The sequence below is a fragment of the Streptomyces sp. NBC_00310 genome, from assembly GCF_036208085.1.
GTDB lineage: Bacteria > Actinomycetota > Actinomycetes > Streptomycetales > Streptomycetaceae > Streptomyces.
Map to the genome: position 1 here is coordinate 6,477,360 of NZ_CP130714.1, position 20,870 is coordinate 6,498,229.

A 20,870-nucleotide genomic window follows, 5' to 3' on the forward strand; every position below is an offset into this window, starting at 1 on the left:
TCCCTCGAAGAACCTCGACTCCTATTCCGGTGCGGGTCGCCCTGCCCGGGTGCCCTATGTCCGAAACGCGCATGTTTCCGGTCTTTCCCGGCCCCTCCTCCTCTCCGCAGTCTCTCCTCGGTCTCTCCCAGGGGTTTGTGTTTTTCCAGGAAAAGCGGTTTGCTTTCCGACGTACTGCAGTACTGCATATAACAGGGGACGTGAAACAGCGGCGCTCGCCGCAGGCCCCCGGCCCTGAAGTTATCGATGAAAGGAAATCCGGTGGCACAGAAGGTTCAGGTCCTTCTTGTCGACGACCTCGACGGCGGCGAGGCGGACGAGACCGTGACGTTCGCGCTGGACGGCAAGACGTACGAGATCGACCTCACGACCGCCAACGCGGACAAGCTTCGCGGCCTTCTCGACGCCTACGTCAAGGGTGGCCGCCGTACCGGAGGTCGTGCTGCGGGCGGGCGTGGCAAGGCTCGTGCCGCTTCCGGCGGCAGCCAGGACACCGCGGCCATCCGCGCCTGGGCGAAGGAGAACGGCTACGAGGTCAACGACCGCGGCCGCGTCCCCGCCTCCATCCGCGAGGCCTACGAGAAGGCCAACGGCTGAGATTCCGACGGCCCGGTGCTCGCGCGCCGCAGCCGGACGCGGTGGCAGTGCGTCGCCACCGTGTCCACCACTCGCACGAGGTCGGGGGCGCCCCCACCGCCCCCCAACGCCGACATGCTCGGCAGCGAGGGTTCCACCTCGCACCCCGGCTCGGGGGGCCGCAGCCATGCGGCGGCCCCCTGTGAACCGGCCTCCCCGCACGCGCCCCCGAGCCTTACGGCGGCCCCGCCCGGAGGCGCCGGCGCCGCCATGTGACCGCCCGTTCCGACGGCCGTGAGGTCCAGGTCGAGGCCGCCCCAGTCCAGCCACGCCAGCAAACCCGGCAGCTCCTCCGCGCCGCCCGCCGCGACCAGCAGCAGCATCCGCCCGCCGCGCAGCGCCACCGGCGAGCCCGGACCGGGCACCGGCCCCAGATGCCTGAGCGCCGCGACCCCCGCTTCCACCGGCACGTCGAGCACATCGAAGCGCAGGCCCGTAAGGAGATGTACGGGCGTCCCGGGCACGGTCGCCCAGCCGAGCTCGTTCTCATACCACTGCCGCACCGCGTCGCACGCGTCGTCGCCCGGAACATCGCGCGTGACGGCACCCGAGGCGTCGCTCGGGTCGAACGGTCGGCGAGGAAGGGGGACGATGGCCATGTCAGGAGAAACCGTGCGAAGGAGCCCGAAGTTACGCTGGGTATCCGATCGAATGCGGAGAGTGCCGGAAAAGGGGGTGTTCGGCGATGGGTGGCGACGCAAGGATGTTCGCCCGTAGCGGAGCGAACCGGTGCATCCGGCATGGAGTGTCCGTGCCTACGGGTAAGACATCCCTAGTGGGAGGGGGCGACACGCAGGAAAGGCCGTCTCACGTTCGCCATCGGCGTACTGATGGTGGGGGTAACTGCCTGGCCTGCGGGAACATCGTCTCGCACCATCGGGTTGGAGCAGATGTCGGCGTTCGGGGTCAGGAGGCCAAGGACGGTGTCGGCAGTTGGAATGAGCGGTCCCCGCTTGCGGGACTAAGCTGCGGAAGGACAGCGAGGGGAGCGTCCCCTCACTGCCTGACCGCTCTGAGGAGCGATTAACGATGTTCGAGAGGTTCACCGACCGCGCGCGGCGGGTTGTCGTCCTGGCTCAGGAAGAAGCCCGGATGCTCAACCACAACTACATCGGCACCGAGCACATCCTCCTGGGCCTGATCCACGAGGGTGAGGGTGTCGCCGCTAAGGCCCTGGAGAGCCTCGGGATTTCGCTCGAGGCGGTCCGTCAGCAGGTGGAGGAGATCATCGGGCAGGGGCAGCAGGCCCCGTCCGGGCACATCCCCTTCACCCCCCGTGCCAAGAAGGTCCTGGAGCTGTCGCTCCGCGAGGCCCTTCAGCTGGGCCACAACTACATCGGCACGGAACACATCCTGCTCGGCCTGATCCGCGAGGGCGAGGGCGTCGCCGCCCAGGTCCTGGTCAAGCTGGGCGCAGATCTCAACCGGGTGCGGCAGCAGGTCATCCAGCTGCTCTCCGGTTACCAGGGCAAGGAGACCGCCACCGCCGGCGGCCCCGCCGAGGGCACCCCCTCGACGTCCCTGGTCCTCGACCAGTTCGGCCGGAACCTCACCCAGGCCGCTCGTGAGTCCAAGCTCGACCCGGTCATCGGGCGCGAGAAGGAGATCGAGCGGGTCATGCAGGTGCTGTCCCGTCGTACGAAGAACAACCCGGTCCTGATCGGTGAGCCCGGCGTCGGCAAGACCGCAGTCGTCGAGGGCCTCGCCCAGGCCATCGTCAAGGGCGAGGTGCCCGAGACCCTCAAGGACAAGCACCTCTACACCCTCGACCTCGGCGCGCTGGTCGCCGGCTCCCGCTACCGCGGTGACTTCGAGGAGCGCCTGAAGAAGGTGCTCAAGGAGATCCGCACCCGCGGCGACATCATCCTGTTCATCGACGAGCTCCACACGCTGGTCGGTGCGGGTGCCGCCGAGGGCGCCATCGACGCGGCTTCCATCCTGAAGCCGATGCTGGCCCGCGGTGAGCTGCAGACCATCGGCGCCACCACGCTGGACGAGTACCGCAAGCACCTGGAGAAGGACGCGGCCCTGGAGCGCCGCTTCCAGCCCATCCAGGTCGCCGAGCCCTCGCTCCCGCACACCATCGAGATCCTCAAGGGTCTCCGTGACCGGTACGAGGCGCACCACCGCGTCTCGATCACGGACGAGGCCCTGGTGCAGGCGGCGACGCTCGCCGACCGCTACATCTCGGACCGCTTCCTGCCGGACAAGGCGATCGACCTGATCGACGAGGCCGGTTCCCGGATGCGCATCCGCCGGATGACCGCGCCGCCGGACCTCCGCGAGTTCGACGAGAAGATCGCCGGCGTCCGCCGCGACAAGGAGTCCGCGATCGACTCGCAGGACTTCGAGAAGGCCGCCTCCCTCCGCGACAAGGAGAAGCAGCTCCTGGCCGCCAAGGCCAAGCGGGAGAAGGAGTGGAAGGCCGGCGACATGGACGTCGTCGCCGAGGTCGACGGCGAGCTGATCGCCGAGGTCCTCGCGACCGCCACCGGCATCCCGGTCTTCAAGCTGACCGAGGAGGAGTCCTCGCGTCTGCTGCGCATGGAGGACGAGCTCCACAAGCGGGTCATCGGCCAGGTCGACGCCGTCAAGGCGCTGTCGAAGGCGATCCGTCGTACGCGTGCCGGTCTGAAGGACCCGAAGCGTCCCGGTGGTTCGTTCATCTTCGCCGGCCCGTCCGGTGTCGGTAAGACCGAGCTGTCCAAGGCGCTCGCCGAGTTCCTCTTCGGTGACGAGGACGCGCTGATCTCCCTCGACATGTCGGAGTTCAGCGAGAAGCACACGGTGTCGCGTCTCTTCGGTTCGCCCCCCGGTTACGTGGGCTACGAAGAGGGCGGCCAGCTGACCGAGAAGGTCCGCCGCAAGCCGTTCTCCGTCGTCCTCTTCGACGAGGTCGAGAAGGCCCACCCGGACATCTTCAACTCGCTGCTGCAGATCCTGGAGGACGGTCGCCTGACCGACTCCCAGGGCCGGGTCGTGGACTTCAAGAACACGGTCATCATCATGACGACCAACCTCGGCACCCGGGACATCTCCAAGGGCTTCAACCTGGGCTTCGCGGCCTCGGGCGACAAGAAGACCAACTACGAGCGCATGAAGAACAAGGTCTCGGACGAGCTCAAGCAGCACTTCCGGCCCGAGTTCCTCAACCGTGTCGACGACGTCGTCGTCTTCCCGCAGCTCACGCAGGAGGACATCCTGCGGATCGTCGACCTGATGATCGGCAAGGTTGACGAGCGCCTGAAGGACCGGGACATGGGCATCGAGCTCTCCCAGTCCGCCAAGGAGCTGCTGTCCAAGAAGGGTTACGACCCGGTGCTGGGTGCGCGTCCGCTGCGTCGCACCATCCAGCGCGAGGTCGAGGACACCCTCTCCGAGAAGATCCTCTTCGGCGAGCTGCGCCCCGGCCACATCGTGGTCGTGGACACCGAGGGCGAGGGCGACGCGGCCATCTTCACCTTCCGGGGTGAGGAGAAGTCGGCGCTGCCGGACGTCCCGCCGATCGAGCAGGCGGCCGGCGGTCCGGGGCCGAACCTGAGCAAGGACGCGTAACCGCGGCGCTCGGCCTGAGCGAGCGGAAGGGGCTGCCCCGGGACTTCGGTCCCGGGGCAGCCCCTTTTTTTGTATTTCCGGCCGGCGGTTCTTCCGGGCCGCGGTCCGGTGGCGTAGATCCGGAAGGAGGTCGGGGAGTTTCGGGACTCTTCGGCACCGGAGAAGTTGTTGAGCCGAAAACTGGTGATGCTCGGCGGCACCGGCGCGGCTTCCCCACCGGTCGCGATCAAGTCGACGCGCAATTCCGTGAGGGCGGGCATCCGGGAGATCTCCGCGAAGTCCTCCGGGGTGAGTGTTTCCCGGAGCTTGGCGATGGTGAGCTGCTTCACCGAGTGCATACGGCTCAGGCCGTGAAGTCCGGTGAACCGCAACAGCGTCCTTGGTGAATCGCGGATAGGCCGGCGGCAGGCCCCGGGAAGAGCTTCGTCGAGGGAATCGGCGTAGAGCGGGAAACCCGGGTCGAGCGCCTCCGAGGCGGTGGAAGCCGCCGGCGAATGCAGGGCAGCCGGTTTTTCCAGGCCGGGCAGGGAGTCCCGTGCCGGCCGGTGAGCGGGAGCTCAATGAGCGCGGACAGGTCCTTCAGATGCGGGGTGCCGTCGCTGACGTCCGGATGCGTCAGCCGGTCCTGCCCCGAGAGGAAGCCCAGACCGCCGAGAACCCGGTTGTCGCGGATGACGAGAATTCGCGGCCCGCTCGGGTGGAGGACCACACCGAGCTGGTCGGCACCGAGGTAGCCGACCGCCTGGAGTATTTCCACCGCGTTCCGAGTGACGCGGATCGCGTAGTCCGCGTCACATTCCGGGGTTCTCCGATCCACGAGCCGGTGACATGGGGCACAGGGGATTTGTCCGGTACTAGGAGGAATAGTGGGTGACGCGTGGTGGGCAAAACGGACTTTTAGGTCGGGTGGTGCGGGTTTCGGGCGGTGGAGTGCAGGTGGGGCTGTGTTTGGGGGTGGGTGTCAAGGAGTGGGGGGATTTCTGGGGGAGTACGAGGTTCGTTCGTAGGTCACACGTTTGGGGGGTTTCGGGGCGCAGGGGTACCAAGGGTTATCCCATTCGGCGGACGCAGAGGTGCGCCGGGTGGAATGCGTGTCCGTCGAGGCACAGTCCCTGTCTCCGTTCCCCGTGAGGTAATCCATGTCGCAGCGTGTTCGCACTCCCCGCACCCGTACGTCCCAGCTCCGTGTCCGGGCCGCCGTGATGGCCGTCGGGATGGGGGTCTCGGGCGTGCTGGGGGCCGGGGTCGCGGCCGCCGCCGGTGGGGCCCAGGCCGCGAGCGCCGGCACCGCCACCGTCCAGACCGCCGCCGCCAAGAAGGCGGTCTCCTGGGTCAGCCCGGTCAAGGGCTACAAGCTGAGCGCGCGGTTCGCGCAGGCCGGCAACATGTGGTCCGCGAAGCACAGCGGGCAGGACTTCGCCGTCAAGAGCGGTACGGCCGTCGCCGCCGCGCACGGCGGTACCGTCGTGAAGGCCGGCGGCAACGGTGCCGGCGACGGCCCCGCGTACGGCAACGCCGTCGTCATCAAGCACGGCAACGGCACGTTCTCGCAGTACGCCCACCTCTCGAAGGTCGGCGTGAAGGTCGGGCAGGTCGTCAAGACCGGGCAGCGCATAGCCTTCTCCGGCAACACCGGTAACTCCAGCGGGCCGCACCTGCACTTCGAGATCCGTACGAAGGCGAGCTACGGTTCCGCCGTCGACCCGGTCGCCTTCCTGCGCGCCAAGGGCGTCACCGTCTGATTCGCTCCCGCGAGGGCGAGCCGCGTCAGCACGGGCCGTAGTCCTGGCCCGTGCCGCACATCGGGGTGTCGGCGTAGTGGTCGATGAGGACGAGCGTGACCAGGAGCATCACCACCGTCACGGCTGCCGTGACGGCGACGGCGACGACGTGGCGTCTGCGCAGGAACTCGGCGCGCTCCTCGTCGGACATGCGGGTGTACTGGTCGGCGTCCACGGGTGCCTCCTCGTGCGAGTGCCCGGGAGGTCCCCGAAGGCTCTGAGGTTTTACCCGGATACGAGGCTTTTCAAGAGCCCTGGGCGCCCGCGTGTGCCTGGGTCACCAGATCGATCGCGACCTCCAGGACCGCCTTGCGCTTGTCCTCGGGGTCGCCTTCGGCGTCCTGGAGGACGAACATCCCGGCGTGCATGGTGAACAGGGCGCTCGTGCAGCGGACCTGGTCGGTCAGGGCGGCGTCCGGTTCCTTGATGGTGTCGATCAGGCGGATCATGCGCTCCTTGAACGTCTCGCCGACGCTCAGCTCGCGTACCGTCGCCTGGTTCTCCTGCATGAAGCGGAAGAGGGGGGCCACGTCGGCCAGGGCCAGACTGTAGCGGCGCAGGATCTCCCGCTTGGTGTCGAGGGTGCGCGGCTGGGTGCCGGCCCATTCGATCAGTTCGTCGATGGGGCGCTGAAGGTCCTGGAAGAGACCGATGAGGATGTCTTCCTTGGTCTTGAAGTGGTAGTAGAGCGCCGCCTTCGTCACATCGAGGCGTTCGGCGATCTCCCGCAGCGAGGTCTTCTCGTATCCCTGTTCGGCGAAGAGTTCGAGGGCGACGTCCTGGATGCGCTGACGGGTGTTGCCGCGACGCTGCCGCTTCGTCGTCGCGTCCTCTGTCGTGCCGCTCATCCTCGTACTCCTCGCCGTCACGGATGGCCTGGGTCGGTCAAGCCTCGGCCAAGCCCGAAGAACTTACTTGACGCCCGGCTAGTTAGGGACCTAGTTTCCCTCAGTGTAGACAACTAGCCGGTCGGCAAGTAAGTGCACGGAGCTCCGGGGGGAGTGGAGGACCGCGATGGGTGCGGAGACGAAGACAGAAGTGAACGGTGCGGCCGAGGCGGGTGGGCCGCAGCCGCGCAGTGTGCGGGTGGTGCTGCTCGCGCTCATGATCGCCATGCTGCTCGCGATGCTCGACAACATGATCATCGGTACCGCGATGCCGACGATCGTGGGCGAGCTGGGAGGCCTGGAACACCTGTCCTGGGTCGTGACCGCGTACACGCTCGCGACCGCCGCCTCCACTCCGATCTGGGGCAAGCTCGGTGACCTCTACGGTCGCAAGCGCATCTTCATGACCTCGATCGTGATCTTCCTGATCGGGTCGGCGCTGAGCGGGATGGCCCAGGACATGAGCCAGCTGATCGCGTTCCGCGCGGTGCAGGGACTCGGTGCCGGCGGCCTGATGGTCGGCGTCATGGCGATCATCGGCGACCTGATACCGCCGCGGGAGCGGGGCAAGTACCAGGGGATGATGGCCGGTGTCATGGCCCTCGCCATGATCGCCGGGCCGCTCGTGGGCGGGTCCATCACCGACCACTGGGGCTGGCGCTGGTCCTTCTACATCAACCTGCCGCTCGGCGTCGTGGCGCTGATCGCCGTCAGTGCCGTGCTGCATCTGCCGAAGCCGTCACGGGACGGGCGGTCGGCGCGGAACATCGACTATCTGGGCGCGGCGCTGCTGACCGTCGGCATCACGGCGATCGTGCTGGTCACGACGTGGGGCGGGACCGAGTACGCCTGGGGGTCGGCCGTCATCATGGAGCTGATCGCGCTCGGGGTGGCCTCGCTCGTCGGGTTCCTGTTCGTGCAGAAGCGGGTGGCGGAGCCGGTGATACCGCTGCACATCTTCCGCAGCCGGAACTTCACGCTGATGTCCGTGATCGGGTTCTTCACCGGGTTCGTGATGTTCGGCGCGGTGCTGTTCCTGCCGCTGTTCCAGCAGTCCGTGCAGGGTGCGTCCGCGACCAACTCCGGGCTGTTGCTGCTGCCGATGCTGGGGGCGATGCTCGCGGTGTCGATGGTGGCCGGGCGGGTGACCACGGGCAGCGGCCGTTACAAGGTCTTCCCGGTCGTCGGGAGCGTCCTGATGATCGTGGGGCTGTTCCTGCTGGCGCAGATGGACACCGGTACGAGCCGGGTGACGTCCGGGGTGTTCATGGCCGTGCTGGGTGCCGGTATGGGGTGTCTGATGCAGATCACCATGCTGGTCGCGCAGAACAGCGTCGAGATGAAGGACATGGGGGTCGCGTCGTCGACGACCACGCTGGCCCGGACACTCGGGTCCTCCTTCGGGGTCGCGATCATGGGGGCGCTGTTCAACAGCCGGGTGCAGGATGTGATGGCCGAGCGGGCCGGTGCCCTGGGGTCGCAGGTGACCGAGCGGTCGGCGCAGCTGGATGCGGCGAGTCTGGCGAAGCTGCCGGTGCCGGCGCGGGAGGCGTACCAGTACGCGGTCTCTTCCGGGACGCACTCGGCGTTTCTGCTGGGGGCGATCGTCTCCGTGGTGGCGTTGGTGGCCGCGGTGTTCGTGAAGGAGGTGCCGTTGCGGGGGGCCGGAGGGCCTTCCGCGGCGGAGACGCCGGGTAAGGCGGGGGCCGCGGATGAGGAGATGGCGCGCGCCTGAGGGGTGGCGCGGGCCTGAGGAGATGGCGCGCGCCTGCGGGGACGGGGGGTTCGGTTCGTTGGCGGGTGCGGGTCCGGTGGGGGCTGGTCGCGCAGTTCCCCGCGCCCCTGAAAAGCCGGGGCTGCGCCCCGAGCTTTTCGGCCCGCAGGGGCCTTGTCCCTCAGGCCCGCACGGCCTGGTCTTTCAGGCCCGCAGGGCCTGGTCCTTTCAGGGGCGCGGGGAACTGCGCGGCCAGCCCCCACCGGACCCGCGGATGACCCCCGACCCCCCGGCCCCCGTCACCCCGCTCCGTCGTTCGACATCGGCAGCATCGGATAGCTGCCCGTGTTCGTGGGGGCGTGTTCCGGGAGCCACAGCACCGCGACCGCGCCCTCGGACGGTACTTCGTCCGGCGCGCCGGGCGGGCGGACGTTGCGGAAGGTGAGGCGGGCGCCCAGGACGCGCGCCTGCCCCGCGGCGATGGTGAGGCCGAGACCGTGCCCCTGGCCGGCGCGGTCGGACGCGCCGGTGCGGAAGCGGCGGGGGCCGTCGGCGAGCAGGTCCTCGGGAAAACCGGGGCCATGGTCGCGCACGCGGATCACCCGGCCCTCGACGGACACCTCGATCGGCTGCTTGCCGTGCTTCGCCGCGTTGGCCAGCAGGTTCAGCAGGACACGTTCGAGGCGGCGGGGGTCCGTCGTCACCTCCGACTCGTGCACGATCCGTACCCGCACCCCCGCGTCCTTCGCCGCCACCCGCCGGGCCACGAACTCGCCCAGCAGGATGTCCTGCAGCTCGGCCCGCTCGGAGGCCCCGTCCAGGCGGGCCACCTCCAACACGTCCTCGACGAGCGTGCGCATCGCCTGGGCCCGGTCGCGGACCAGCTCGGAGGGGCGGCCCGGCGGGAGCAGTTCCGCCGCCGTGAGCAGACCGGTCACCGGGGTGCGCAGCTCGTGCGCGATGTCCGCCGTCACCCGGCGCTCCGCCTCGATGCGCTGCCGCAGGGTGTCGGCCATGGCGTCCACGGCCCGTGCCAGCTCCGCGGTCTCGTCGCGGACGACACCGCCGATCGCGTCCTGCACCCGGACGTCGGACTCGCCCTTGGCCACCTGGTGCGCGGCGGCCGCCGCCTTGCGCAGCCGGCGGGACATCTGGCCGCCGATGAGCACACCGAGGGCCGAGCCGCCGAAGACGACCGCGATGGAACCGATGAGCAGGGCCTGGTCGAGGTCCCGCATCACCGCCGAGCTGTGGTCGGTGAAGTCGGTGTGCAGGGACAGGACTCGCTTGTCCTTCAGCGGGACCGCAGCCCAGATGTCGGGCACACCGTTCTCGCCCTCGGACACGTACGTGGCCCGGCGGCCCTCCCCGACCTTGGCCAGCAGGTCCTTGGGGATGTCGGGGTCGTCGAGCGTCACCCCGAAGGCGCCGGACTTCAGCGGGCGGCCCGACTCGTACATGCGCTGGGCGACCTGGATGCGCTCGTCGGCGAGGTCGCGCGAGTTGTCGAGCATCGAGACACGCGCCGCGTTGTGCACGACCAGGCTCAGCGCGACCGCGACCAAGGCGCCGACCAGCGCGATCGCCGCGCTCAGCTGCCATCGCAGACCGGTCCGGATGCCCGAGGCGGGCCCCGCGCCCGACCGGCGGTCGGCGACGCCCGACGACTCCGGCCCCCGCCCCTCTCGTATCCCCCTGATGTTCATGTCGCCCCGCCCCGCTCAGGCCTTGAGCTTGTAGCCGAAGCCGCGGACCGTCTCGATCCGGTCCTGGCCGATCTTCGTGCGGAGCCGCTGGACGTGGACGTCGACGACCCGGGTGTCGCCGCCCCAGCCGTAGTCCCACACACGTTCGAGCAACTTGTCGCGGGAGAGGACCGTGCCGGGGGCCGACGAGAACTCCAGCAGCAGCCGCATCTCGGTCGGCGTCAGCGCCACCGGCACCCCCGACTTCAGTACTTCCATGCCCTCGGTGTCGATCACCAGCTCGCCGAAGGTGAGCACTCCGCCGGTGCTCGCGGCCGCGGACTCCTCGGCCCTGCCGTCGCCGCCGCTCGCGTGGCCGAAGCGGCGCAGGACCGCGCGGATCCGGGCGACCAGGACGGCACCGTCGAACGGCTTGGTCACGTAGTCGTCGGCGCCCGCCTCCAGGCCCAGCACCACGTCGATGGAGTCGGCGCGGGCGGAGAGCATGATCACCGGGACCGTCGACTCGTCACGGATGCGGCGGCACAGGGAGACCCCGTCCAGGCCCGGGACCATGACGTCGAGGAGCGCGATGTCGGGCCGGTCCGCGCGGAACGCCTCCAGCCCGGACAGCCCGTCGGGCATGGCCGTGACCGCGAAGCCGTCCCGCTCCAGTGCGAGCTGGGTGGCCTCGCGGATCACGTCGTCGTCCTCGACGAACAGGACATGGGTCTGCTCTGCCATCCGGTGATCTCGCTCGCTCTCGATCGGGGTCGGTCAAGACCAGTCAGGATCGGTCAGGTCCACTCAGGGTCGTTCGCTGCTGGTGCTGGTGCTGGTGCTGGTGCTGGTGCTGGTGCCGGTGTGCCGGTGCCGGTGTCAGTTCTGCTCGGGCGTCGCCGATTCCGCGCCGCCCACCGCGCTGCTGTACTCGGTACGCGTACTGGAGCGCTGGACGAAGTCGTCCTTGATCCAGCGGTAGGTGGTCACTTCCTCGCTGGACGGGTACGACGACGGGTCGCCATTCTCGTACAGCTGTCGGGTGACCAGGAGGTCGCCCCGGTCGATCTCCGCGTAGACGGGGGGCTGTTCGGAGAGGAAGACGCTCCGGTACCTCCCCTTGTCCTCGCGGTACACGTACGACGCCACGCCGACGGCATCCGTGCAGGTCATCACATTGACCACGAGATCTTCGGACGAACCCCCGGTCAGGTCCCCGTACGTCACGTCCACCGGGTACTCGTCCGCCACGCACGGCTCCAGGTCGCTCTTGACCGCCTTACTGACCTCCGGGTCCGCGCGGACCATCCGGACGACCTCCTCGACGCTCGGGTGATCGCCGTCACCGTCCCCGTCGCCGTCGACCGACGCGGAGACGGACGGTGAGGCCGCGCCGCCCGCGAGGGAGTCGCTGTCGGCCGGCCCCTCGTCGCGGGCACCGGTGCCGCCCGTGCCGCAGGCGGAGAGGGAAAGGCCGAGGGCGGCGAGCACGGCCACCGCCGTGATCACCGCCTTCGTGGCCCGTCTGCCCCCTGGGCCCGGGCCGGCCGCTGTGCTCAGGCCGCGCAACGCTCCTGCTCCTCGCTCGCTTCGAGCGCACGGGCGGCGCGCTCGTCGTGGTTCCGCGACTCCAGCTCCTCGCGGAGCCGGGCCAGTGCACGGTGCAGCGTGCTCTTGACCGTGCCGGCCGACATGCCGAGGGCGGCGGCCGTCTCCTCCGTGGACATCTGCTCCCAGTGTCGCAGGACCACGACACTGCGCTGCTTGGGTGCCAGAACCTTCATGATGTCCATGAGGAGGGCGCGGTCCGCGTGCTGCTCCGTGGAGTCCTCGATGCGGGCGTCCGGCAGCTGCTCGGTCGGGACCTCCTCCAGCTTCCGGGCCCGCCACCACTCCGTCCGCGTGTTGATCATGACCCGGCGCAGGTAGGCGTCCGCGAGCCGCTTGTCCGCGATGCCGTCCCAGCGGCCGTACGTCCGGGCCAGCGCCGTCTGCAGCAGATCCTGGGCGTCCACCGGGTCCGGGACGAGCCGGCGGGCGCTGCGCAGCAGCGCGTCCTGCCGGGTACGGACGTACTCCTCGAATTCGAGCACCTCGCCGTGCGCCATGATCAACCGCCTCCGCTCCCCGTTTCCGACGTCCGCGCTGTCGCACGGTGCCGGTTGTCCACGCTTCGTGTCGCTGGTGCGATCCGCTGTGCGGGTCGCTCGTTCCGCCGGATCCGCTGGTTCTTTCGCGGGTTCCTGCGGTACGCCAATGAAGCTACGGAGGGGTTGTCACGGGGACGTCCGAGGCAGCCTGCGGAGAACGCTCGGCTGTCCGTCGGTTGTGTAACAGAAGCAGGAACGGGGTAAAGCGGGCCGGGCTTTGGGGTGGAGATGGTCCGGTTTACCCCGTCGGGCGTGGGTGAGGGCTGTGTTGCGGGCCGTGTTGCGGTGGGGCCTCGGCGATGTGTGGCCTGTGGGGTGGGGCGTGGAGGTCAGGTCAGGTGAGGGTGGGGTGTGGTGGAGGTCAGGTGAGGGGGAGGCGGTAGAGGCCGCCCGGGAGGGGTTCCACCAGTCCGTCGGAGACCAGTCCGTCGAGGGCGCGGGCGCGCTGGACCGGCTCGTCCCACACCCGGTCGAGAACCGCCTGCGGCACGGGCGCGATCGCGTCCCGCAGTACGGCGAGAAGCTTGCCGCGGACCTGACGGTCGGTACCGGCGTACGTCTGACCGCGTCGTGCCGGTCCCTCGTGCGCGGGCTTCCCGGCCAGCCGCCACGCGCACTGCCCGGCGATCGGGCAGGGCTGGCACGTCTCGTTCTTGGCCGTGCACAGCAGCGCGCCCAGTTCCATCGACGCGGCCGCCCAACGGGACGCCGTACCTTCGTCCTCGGGCAGCAGGGCACGGGCCAGTTTCCGCTCGGCCGCCGTGGTCGCGTTCGGCGGGTACTGCGTGCCGCTGACCGCGCGGGCGAACACGCGCCGCACGTTCGTGTCGAGCACGGCGTGCCGCTGCCCGTACGCGAACGACGCCACCGCCGCGGCCGTGTACTCGCCGATCCCCGGCAGCGCGAGCAGCTGCGCATGATCGCGCGGTACGTCCCCACCGTGCCGTTCCGTTATGGCCACCGCCGCGCCGTGCAGCCGCAGGGCGCGCCGCGGATACCCGAGCCGGCCCCACGCGCGCACCGCCTCACCCGGCGGCTCCTTCGCGAGGTCGGCCGGACGGGGCCAGCGCGCCAACCACTGTTCATAGACGGGCAGTACGCGGTTGACCGGTGTCTGCTGGAGCATGAACTCGCTGACCATCACCCCCCACGGTCCGGCCTCCGCCCGCCGCCAGGGCAGATCACGGGCATGCGTCTCGAACCAGGCGATCACCGGGGTGTGCAGTGCGGTCGGGGTCACGTCGGCAGGGCTGCTCTGAGGCTTCGTGGGTGCAGTCATGGCACGTCGATCCTGCCATGCGGGGGTGGCCGGGGATGGGTTCTGGTGGGGGGTGTCTGAGGCGGGTGTGTGGCCACGGGTGGGTGGGGGCCGAAAAGCAGGGGTGCGGCCCCTGCATTTCAGGGGCGCGCGGAACTGCGCGACCAGCCCCGGCCCACCCGCACCCGCACCCGCACCGACCCCCCCCCGGCTCTCCGCGTACGGTCACGCGGCCGGGCGCCAGCCCAGCTCCGGGCCCAGCTTCGTCGCGATGTCCGTGAGGATCTGCACATAGTCCTCGTGGTCGAAGGTGAACGGCAGGGCGAAGGCCACCTCGTCGATCTCGCGGAAGGCGGCGTGGGCGTGCAGCCGTCCGGCGATCTCGGCGGAGGTGCCGACCAGGTCCGGCGCGAACAGGAGCCGTCCCGGCCCCTGCGGCTCGGTGGTCCGGGGCAGCCGCTTTGCCGCGTACTCCTCGTACTTGGCGCGCTGCTCCGCGGTCGCCGAGTCGGTGGGGATGACGACGAGCCCCTGCGAGACCCGGGCCCGCTCCCCGTCGGGGTGGTGCGCCCGGAACTCCCGGATGTGGGAGAGCTGGATGCCGGCGAAGTCCACCGCCCCGGCCGCGGTCGCCGTCTGCTGTCCCTCCGCCTTCACCACGCTGCTGGTCAGGAAGTTCATCCCGTTCTCGCCGGCCCACCGCGCCGACCGGAGGCTGCCGCCGCCGTACCACATACGGCCGCCCAGCCCCGGGGAGTGCGGCTGGACCCGTTCGGAGAAGACCTCGAACCCCTCGGTGCCGCTGAAGTCGGTGGCCGCCTCGCCCCGTACGAAGCCGAGGAGCCGCCGGACCCGTTCGAAGCCGAAGTCCTCCGCGTCGGCGGTGTCCGGGTAGAGCGCCGCCTTGACGGTGTCGTAGTGCATCGGCGGTCCGACGCTGACCCCCGGATTGAGCCGGCCGCCGGACAGGAGGTCGACCGTGGCCAGGTCCTCGGCGAGCCGCAGCGGGTTCTCCCAGCCCAACGGGATGACGGCGGTGCCCAGTTCGATACGGCGCGTGCGCTGCGAGGCCGCCGCCAGGACCGCGACGGGGGAGGAGATGCCGTACTGCAGATGACGGTGGCGCAGCCACGCGCTGTCGAAGCCGAGCCGTTCCCCCAGCTCGATGATCTCCAGCGTCGACTCGTGGCCCCGGCGTGGGTCGGCCTCGTCGAACAGCCCGATGGTCAGAAACCCCAGCTTCCGCAACGGCCTCGACGCCGGTGCGGCGTCGTCGGTTTCCACGGGTCCGCCCATCGTCTTCTCCAAGTCCTCCGACGCACTTCGGTGGTGGGGACGATTGTGGCAGGCGGGCAGGCGGGCAGGCGGGCAGGCGGGCACGGCGAGAGGATTTGGGCGGGGCGGGCGCGGGCTGATCCCGCGCGTCGTCGCGGCGCAGCGGTCCGTCCCGTGCGCGGATTTCGTGAACGGATGGCCGGGGCCGGGGAGTTCGGGCCGCTCGCGCGGCGCTGTTCCGGTCACGGACCGTGCCCGTCCGGCCTCTACGATCACGTACCGCGATCATGGGCCGCCCGGTCGGGTCTGTGGGGGGAACGACCGGAATGATGATCCGGAAAAGTTGAGGTTTCGGGCGGCGGGTGGGGCCAGCGAAGTGCCGGATCTCTCGTACAGTTTGCGCCGTGGGATCTCTGCGCAATCCGATCGGGCCGCTTCCCTCCACCATCTACTGGCGACGGAGGGCCATTCTGCTGACCGTCGTCGGTCTGCTGGCGATCCTGGTCGTATGGGTCGTCACCGGCGGCGGTGGGAACGGCGACAACGACGCGGGCGGGCCCGACGGAAAGAATCCCGCGACCTCGATCACCCCCGGGCCCTCCGGTTCCGGTCCCGCGATCAGTGAAGCCCCGGGCGGGCGGGACGAGTCGGGCGACGAGTCCGGCTCCGGAGGCGACAACTCCGGTTCGGGTTCCGGAACAGGTTCTGGTTCTGGTTCCGACTCGGGCTCGGGCTCCGGGGCCGGGGGCGCCGGTGGTGGGTCCGGTGCCGCGGGCGGTGGTACGTCCGAGGACGGCGGCAAGAACGGGAGCAGTTCCGGTGAGCAGGTTCCGGCGGGGTCGAGCCTGCCCAACTGCACCGCCGGGGCCGTGAAGTTGACCGTGCGCAGTGTCCGTAACACCTACGAGCCCGGGGTGAACCCCACGTTCGAGCTCATCGCCCGCAACTCCTCCGGCGGTGACTGCAAGCTCGATCTCGGCCCGGACAACACGGTCGTGACGATCACCGCGGCCGATGCCGACGACGCGTTCTGGGCGTCCGACGACTGCCATGAGACCGCGGGCAGCCTGCTGTTCAGGGTGCCGGCCGGTGACCGGGTCACCTACACCGTGGAGTGGAACCGCGACCCCAGTGCCCCCAACTGCGCGACCCCGTCGGCCGGTTCGGCCACCGCCGGGACGTACCTCGTCGAGGCGAAGGGCCCGGGGCTGGCCACGGCCCGGACGTCGTTCGTGCTGGAGAAGGACTGACGGGCGGGTTCGGCCGGGGGTTTCTCCGCCCCCGCCGCCCCTACCCGTTCGCCTCCCCAGGGGCGCTGCCCCTTCGACCCCGGCCGTCCCTGGGGAGCCGGCCCTGGGGGCTGCGCCCCCAGACCCCCCTTGTCGGCCTTCGGCCTCGTCCTCGAACGCCGGACGGGCTGAGGGTGCCTGAGGGCGGCTCAGGGGGGCTGAGGTCGGCGAACGGGCGGAGCCTAGACGTAGCGCTCCAGGATCGACGACTCCGCCAGTCGTGACAGGCCCTCGCGGACGCTGCGTGCGCGGGCCTCGCCCACTCCGTCGACCGTCTGGAGGTCGTCGACGCTGGCGGCGAGGAGTTTCTGGAGGCCGCCGAAGTGCTCGACGAGGCGGTCGATGATGGCGCCGGGGAGGCGGGGGACCTTGGCCAGGAGGCGGTAGCCGCGCGGGGAGACGGCGGAGTCCATGCCCTCGGGGGAGCCGGTGTAGCCGAGGGCGCGGGCCACCGTGGGGAGTTCGAGGAGCTCCGCGTGGGTGAGGGCGTCGAGTTCGCGGAGGGCCTCGTCGACCGTGCGGGAGCGTTTGGCCGTCGGCTCGGGGACGTAGTCCCGGACGACCAGTTCGCGCTCCGGTTCGACGCCCGCGATCAGTTCGTCGAGCTGGAGGGCCAGGAGACGGCCGTCCGTGCCCAGTTCGACCACGTATTCGGCGATTTCGGTGGCGATGCGCCGGACCATCTCCAGTCGCTGGGCGACCGCCGAGACGTCCCGGACCGTCACCAGGTCCTCGATCTCCAGCGCGGAGAGGGTGCCCGCCACCTCGTCCAGGCGGAGCTTGTACCGCTCCAGGGTCGCCAGGGCCTGGTTCGCGCGGGACAGGATCGCCGCCGAGTCCTCCAGGACCCGCCGGTGACCGTCGACGTACAGCGCGACCAGGCGCATCGACTGGGAGACCGAGACGACCGGGAAGCCGACCTGTTTGCTGACGCGGTCCGCCGTGCGGTGCCGGGTGCCCGTCTCCTCGGTGGGGATCGTGGGGTCCGGGACCAGTTGGACGCCCGCCCGGAGGATCTTGGAGAGATCCGAGGACAGGACGATGCCGCCGTCGAGCTTGCACAGCTCACGCAGGCGCGTGGCCGTGAACTCGACATCCAGGACGAATCCACCGGTGCACATCGGCTCGACGGTCTTGTCGAAGCCGAGCACGATGAGTCCGCCGGTGTTGCCGCGGAGAATCCGCTCAAGCCCGTCGCGCAGGGCCGTACCTGGTGCCACGGCGCTCAGTGAGGCGCGCATCAGGCCATCGGCACCGGAGCTCCCACCGGACTTTCCGGGAGCTGCTGCCCGGTCGTTGGCTGCCACTGCACTCCTCCGGTCGCAGGTTCTGGGACGCTTCCGTTTCGCACATGTGGTTCGTACGGACGGGCGAGACCTGGGCAAAGTCTACCGGCGGTCCTCCTCGTCCCGTGGGGCCTCTCGCCGACGGGATCGGGGCAGTACCCGCAGAGCATCTCCCATGTCGGCCACTTCCAGGACCTTCATACCGGGAGGAACCCTGCCGGGATCGGACGGAACGAGCGCGTGGGTGAAGCCGAGGCGGTGTGCTTCGGACAGTCGGCGCTGGACGCCGGTGACTCTTCTGACCTCGCCCGCGAGGCCGACTTCGCCGATCGCCACGAGGTTCTTGGGCAGGGGGGTGTCGGTCGCCGCGGAGGCCAGGGCCAGCGCGATCGCGAGGTCCGCCGCGGGCTCCGAGAGCTTCACGCCGCCGACCGTCGCCGAGTAGATGTCCCGCTTGCCGAGGGCGCTGATACGGCCGCGCTGCTCCAGCACCGCGAGCATCATCGAGACCCGGGAGGTCTCCAGGCCGGAGGTCGTACGGCGGGGGGAGGGGAGCTGCGAGTCGACTGTGAGCGACTGCACTTCCGCGACCAGGGGGCGGCGGCCCTCCAGGGTCACGGTCAGACAGGTGCCGGGGACGGGTTCGTCGCGGCGGGTGAGGAAGAGGCCGCTGGGGTCCGTGAGACCGGTGATGCCCTCGTCGTGCAGCTCGAAGCAGCCGACCTCGTCCGTGGCGCCGTAGCGGTTCTTGACGCCGCGCACCAGGCGGAGGCGGGCGTGGCGGTCGCCCTCGAAGTGCAGGACCACGTCGACGAGGTGCTCCAGGAGGCGGGGGCCCGCGATCGCGCCGTCCTTGGTGACGTGGCCCACGAGGAGCGTCGACATGCCGCGTTCCTTGGAGGCGCGGATCAGGGCGCCGGCGACCTCGCGGACCTGGGCCATGCCGCCGGGGGCGCCGTCGATCTCGGGAGAGGCGACGGTCTGGACCGAGTCGAGGATCAGCAGGGACGGCTTGACCGCGTCCAAGTGGCCCAGTACGGCGGCGAGGTCGGTCTCCGCGGCGAGGTAGAGATGGTCGTGGATGGCCTTGATGCGGTCGGCCCGCAGGCGGACCTGGCCGGCGGACTCCTCGCCGGTGACGTAGAGGGTCGGGTGTTCGGCGTCGGCGGCTTTGGCGGCGACGTCGAGGAGGAGGGTGGACTTGCCCACGCCCGGCTCGCCCGCGAGGAGGACCACGGCGCCGGGGACGAGGCCGCCGCCGAGGACCCGGTCGAGCTCCGGGACGCCCGTCGTGCGGGCGGTGGCCTGGCGGCCGTCCACCTGGCCGATGGGGACGGCGGAGGTGGTGACCCGGCCGGGGGCGGTCGTACGGACGGCGGGCGTGCCGTACTCCTCGACCGTGCCCCACGCCTGGCATTCGGGGCAGCGGCCGAGCCACTTGGCCGTCTGCCAGCCGCACTCTGTGCAGCGGTAGGACGGCCGGTCCTTCGCGGTCTTCGTACGGGCAGCCATGCACGAACCGTAACGGAGTGCACTGACAGCCTCCGGCGGTCGGGCCGGTTCGCGTGCTCGGCCGGGGCTTCGGGGCGGCCGCCCGCCCCGGTGCGCAGCTGTTCGCCGTGGGGTTTCGGGGGCGGCGGCCGCGGGTGGTGTGTGGTTGCTCGCGCGGTTCCCCGCGCCCCTTTCGGGGCGCGGGCCTCAGTGGCGCATCACGCGTATCCCCCTGCCCGGCCGGAACCGGGCCCCGGCCGGCCTCCCTACGGGCGGCGACCGATCGTCAGTTCCGCCGGGCGGTACGGGACGTACGCGGCGCCGTCGAGGTCGAGGGCGGTCGCGGCGCTCTGGAGGGCGCCCGGGGTCGCGGCGGCGCCCCAACGGCCGGAGTCGACACGGGACTCCAGGGCGTGGAGGGCGGCGACGGTCTCGGCGACGGTGAAGAAGCAGTGGCCTTGGCGTTCCACGTAGGCCTGGCGGAGCAGCGAGCCGTCGCCGGAGGCGCGGACGCGGTCGGCGAAGCGGTTCTCCTGTTCGACGGGGACGAGGTCGTCGGCGGTGGTGTGGATGTCGAGGAGGGGGACGGCGAGGCCCTGGCCGGCGGAGGAGGTACGTTCGCCGGCGGCGACGGCGGCCGGGTAGGCCTTGATCTTCGCGTGGGCGGTCAGGTTCGCGAGGTCGGCCCGGAGGTCGAGGCCGGCCTCTCGGTACAGGGCCTTGACCAGGGGCGCGTGCTGCGACGTGGACAGCAGGCGTGCGTAGTCGATGCCCTTGTTCCCGGAGTTGTTTCCGCCCAGGGCCTTCTCGATGTGGAAGCGGGCGGGCACGACCCGGTTGAGGATGCCTTGGGCGAGCCACGAGTACTGCTGGGCCTGCTGCTCCTCCCAGTCGCCCGCGGCCGGGCGGTCCTCGCCCGAGGCCCAGGTGGGCAGGTTGAGGTAGGCGGCGGCGAGGGCGATGCGGGCGCGGCCCTCGGGGGTCTTCTGCGCGGAGACGACGGCGTCGGTGAGCTGCCGGCCGGTGACGGCGCCCTCGGCCTCGGAGGCGAAGTCCACCAGCTTCACCGGCGTGTCCGGGAGCAGGAGCCGGGCGATCGTGTACTCGGCGTCGAGCTGGTAGCCGTGCAGGTCGTTGGCGCCGGCCACGAGGCCGCACAGGCCCAGGGCGCCGTCGATCCCGCCGTCCCCCGAGCGGGCGAGCCGGGCGTTGACCAGGCCGCCCATGGACTGGCCCATGGCGAGGGTGCGGGTGGGTTCGCCGATCTTCTCGGTGACCGCCGCGATGGTGGCGACCTGGTCGCGCTCCGCGCTCTCCAGGCCCCAGAGGGTCTCGCTCACGTCGTAGGAGGAGCCGGTGAGCGCGTACCCCTCTTCGAGGAGGCGCAGGCGTACGGCCTCGCGGGGCGCGTTCTGGGCCGCTCTGCCGCCGAAGCCGTGGCTGAAGACGATCAGGGTGCCGTTCCAGTTCTCGGGGACGTCGGCGATCCAGGTGGCGCCGTCGGGGAGCGTGCCGGTGAGACGTTCGGCGGCGGCGGTCGCGGCCGCCCGGGGGGTGGCGGTCGAGACGGAGGCGCCGGTCAGAGAGAGGACGACGGCAGCGGCGAGGGCGGCGAGGGCGCGGGTGCTGGAGCGACGGGTGCGTACGGCCATGGGAGTGGAGCTCCTGTCGACGCGGAGGAGGGGACGTTGCTCGCTCGTGCGTGGGGGTGACTCGAACCCCAGGGAATGTAGGGCTACTTTTTGGTGACGGTCAATAAAGTGCACAACATTCCGGCCGTGCGCCGCGAAACTCGGGGTTCCTGTCCCCTTATGAGGGATCGTTTCACCCGTACGGAGTAAATGTGCTGAAGGGGTGAGAAGG

Annotated in this window: 17 protein-coding genes; 5 read left to right on the forward strand and 12 right to left on the reverse strand. The window is 70.3% G+C overall.

From position 1 onward, the window contains the following. Positions 1 to 261: 261 nt before the first annotated feature. The gene (locus OG202_RS28355; RefSeq protein ID WP_326579332.1) at positions 262 to 597 is read left to right on the forward strand and encodes a histone-like nucleoid-structuring protein Lsr2; all 336 of its coding nucleotides are present in this window, start codon (positions 262 to 264) and stop codon (positions 595 to 597) included. Here the strand turns inward: OG202_RS28355 and OG202_RS28360 are convergent. Continuing rightward, on the reverse strand, positions 576 to 1,235 hold the full coding sequence (locus tag OG202_RS28360; protein ID WP_327728331.1) for an SCO3374 family protein: 660 nt from the start codon (positions 1,233 to 1,235) through the stop codon (positions 576 to 578). The genes OG202_RS28355 and OG202_RS28360 overlap by 22 nt on opposite strands. Positions 1,236 to 1,665: 430 nt before the next feature. Between OG202_RS28360 and OG202_RS28365 the strand changes: the two genes are divergently transcribed. Beyond that, the gene (locus OG202_RS28365; RefSeq protein ID WP_326579328.1) at positions 1,666 to 4,191 is read left to right on the forward strand and encodes an ATP-dependent Clp protease ATP-binding subunit; all 2,526 of its coding nucleotides are present in this window, start codon (positions 1,666 to 1,668) and stop codon (positions 4,189 to 4,191) included. Between the two features lie 1,139 nt (positions 4,192 to 5,330). Next, positions 5,331 to 5,933 carry a M23 family metallopeptidase gene (locus tag OG202_RS28370; protein WP_327728330.1) on the forward strand — a complete coding sequence of 201 codons (603 nt, stop codon included), beginning with the start codon at positions 5,331 to 5,333 and terminating at the stop codon, positions 5,931 to 5,933. Between the two features lie 25 nt (positions 5,934 to 5,958). On the opposite strand, the gene OG202_RS28375 is transcribed toward OG202_RS28370, so the two are convergent. After that, positions 5,959 to 6,147: a hypothetical protein gene (locus tag OG202_RS28375; protein WP_326579324.1), complete on the reverse strand. Its 189-nt coding sequence runs from the start codon at positions 6,145 to 6,147 to the stop codon at positions 5,959 to 5,961. A 70-nt stretch (positions 6,148 to 6,217) separates the two neighbouring features. Continuing rightward, complete coding sequence (locus OG202_RS28380) at positions 6,218 to 6,820, reverse strand: TetR/AcrR family transcriptional regulator (protein ID WP_327728329.1); 603 nt, start codon at positions 6,818 to 6,820, stop codon at positions 6,218 to 6,220. A gap of 166 nt (positions 6,821 to 6,986) precedes the next feature. On the opposite strand from OG202_RS28380, the gene OG202_RS28385 reads away from it, so the two are divergent. After that, positions 6,987 to 8,594, forward strand: coding sequence for an MDR family MFS transporter (locus tag OG202_RS28385; RefSeq protein ID WP_327728328.1), 1,608 nt, complete (start codon positions 6,987 to 6,989; stop codon positions 8,592 to 8,594). Between the two features lie 278 nt (positions 8,595 to 8,872). Here the strand turns inward: OG202_RS28385 and cseC are convergent, their stop codons facing one another. From cseC to OG202_RS28415, 6 genes are all read right to left on the reverse strand, one after another. After that, positions 8,873 to 10,279 carry a two-component system sensor histidine kinase CseC gene (gene cseC, locus OG202_RS28390; protein WP_326579318.1) on the reverse strand — a complete coding sequence of 469 codons (1,407 nt, stop codon included), beginning with the start codon at positions 10,277 to 10,279 and terminating at the stop codon, positions 8,873 to 8,875. A 15-nt stretch (positions 10,280 to 10,294) separates the two neighbouring features. After that, the gene (gene cseB / locus OG202_RS28395; protein ID WP_326579316.1) at positions 10,295 to 11,002 is read right to left on the reverse strand and encodes a two-component system response regulator CseB; all 708 of its coding nucleotides are present in this window, start codon (positions 11,000 to 11,002) and stop codon (positions 10,295 to 10,297) included. A gap of 135 nt (positions 11,003 to 11,137) precedes the next feature. Beyond that, the gene (locus OG202_RS28400) at positions 11,138 to 11,827 is read right to left on the reverse strand and encodes a hypothetical protein (RefSeq protein WP_326579314.1); all 690 of its coding nucleotides are present in this window, start codon (positions 11,825 to 11,827) and stop codon (positions 11,138 to 11,140) included. Then, complete coding sequence (locus OG202_RS28405; protein ID WP_326579312.1) at positions 11,815 to 12,366, reverse strand: SigE family RNA polymerase sigma factor; 552 nt, start codon at positions 12,364 to 12,366, stop codon at positions 11,815 to 11,817. Before OG202_RS28405 ends, OG202_RS28400 begins: the two co-directional genes overlap by 13 nt. A gap of 403 nt (positions 12,367 to 12,769) precedes the next feature. Next, complete coding sequence (locus tag OG202_RS28410; RefSeq protein WP_326579311.1) at positions 12,770 to 13,687, reverse strand: A/G-specific adenine glycosylase; 918 nt, start codon at positions 13,685 to 13,687, stop codon at positions 12,770 to 12,772. A 204-nt stretch (positions 13,688 to 13,891) separates the two neighbouring features. Beyond that, positions 13,892 to 14,950, reverse strand: a complete 1,059-nt coding sequence (locus OG202_RS28415; RefSeq protein WP_328223799.1) for an LLM class flavin-dependent oxidoreductase — start codon at positions 14,948 to 14,950, stop codon at positions 13,892 to 13,894. A 395-nt stretch (positions 14,951 to 15,345) separates the two neighbouring features. On the opposite strand from OG202_RS28415, the gene OG202_RS28420 reads away from it, so the two are divergent. After that, on the forward strand, positions 15,346 to 16,191 hold the full coding sequence (locus OG202_RS28420; RefSeq protein ID WP_326579308.1) for a hypothetical protein: 846 nt from the start codon (positions 15,346 to 15,348) through the stop codon (positions 16,189 to 16,191). A gap of 221 nt (positions 16,192 to 16,412) precedes the next feature. Here OG202_RS28420 and disA read toward each other — a convergent pair whose 3' ends face one another. The 3 genes from disA to OG202_RS28435 form a co-directional block, all read right to left on the reverse strand. Further along, positions 16,413 to 17,537, reverse strand: coding sequence for a DNA integrity scanning diadenylate cyclase DisA (gene disA, locus OG202_RS28425; RefSeq protein ID WP_037702381.1), 1,125 nt, complete (start codon positions 17,535 to 17,537; stop codon positions 16,413 to 16,415). A gap of 81 nt (positions 17,538 to 17,618) precedes the next feature. After that, positions 17,619 to 19,028 carry a DNA repair protein RadA gene (gene radA, locus OG202_RS28430; protein WP_326579303.1) on the reverse strand — a complete coding sequence of 470 codons (1,410 nt, stop codon included), beginning with the start codon at positions 19,026 to 19,028 and terminating at the stop codon, positions 17,619 to 17,621. A gap of 245 nt (positions 19,029 to 19,273) precedes the next feature. After that, complete coding sequence (locus OG202_RS28435) at positions 19,274 to 20,659, reverse strand: alpha/beta hydrolase (RefSeq protein WP_327728326.1); 1,386 nt, start codon at positions 20,657 to 20,659, stop codon at positions 19,274 to 19,276. Positions 20,660 to 20,870 lie beyond the last annotated feature (211 nt).

Excerpts from the sequence above, each read along its gene's own strand:
- OG202_RS28360 (WP_327728331.1), bottom strand. The coding sequence starts at position 1,235 with ATGGCCATCGTCCCCCTTCCTCGCCGACCGTTCGACCCGAGCGACGCC.
- OG202_RS28365 (WP_326579328.1), top strand. The coding sequence starts at position 1,666 with ATGTTCGAGAGGTTCACCGACCGCGCGCGGCGGGTTGTCGTCCTGGCT.
- OG202_RS28370 (WP_327728330.1), top strand. The coding sequence starts at position 5,331 with ATGTCGCAGCGTGTTCGCACTCCCCGCACCCGTACGTCCCAGCTCCGT.
- OG202_RS28380 (WP_327728329.1), bottom strand. The coding sequence starts at position 6,820 with ATGAGCGGCACGACAGAGGACGCGACGACGAAGCGGCAGCGTCGCGGC.
- OG202_RS28385 (WP_327728328.1), top strand. The coding sequence starts at position 6,987 with ATGGGTGCGGAGACGAAGACAGAAGTGAACGGTGCGGCCGAGGCGGGT.
- cseC (WP_326579318.1), bottom strand. The coding sequence starts at position 10,279 with ATGAACATCAGGGGGATACGAGAGGGGCGGGGGCCGGAGTCGTCGGGC.
- cseB (WP_326579316.1), bottom strand. The coding sequence starts at position 11,002 with ATGGCAGAGCAGACCCATGTCCTGTTCGTCGAGGACGACGACGTGATC.
- OG202_RS28405 (WP_326579312.1), bottom strand. The coding sequence starts at position 12,366 with ATGGCGCACGGCGAGGTGCTCGAATTCGAGGAGTACGTCCGTACCCGG.
- OG202_RS28410 (WP_326579311.1), bottom strand. The coding sequence starts at position 13,687 with ATGACTGCACCCACGAAGCCTCAGAGCAGCCCTGCCGACGTGACCCCG.
- radA (WP_326579303.1), bottom strand. The coding sequence starts at position 19,028 with ATGGCTGCCCGTACGAAGACCGCGAAGGACCGGCCGTCCTACCGCTGC.
- OG202_RS28435 (WP_327728326.1), bottom strand. The coding sequence starts at position 20,659 with ATGGCCGTACGCACCCGTCGCTCCAGCACCCGCGCCCTCGCCGCCCTC.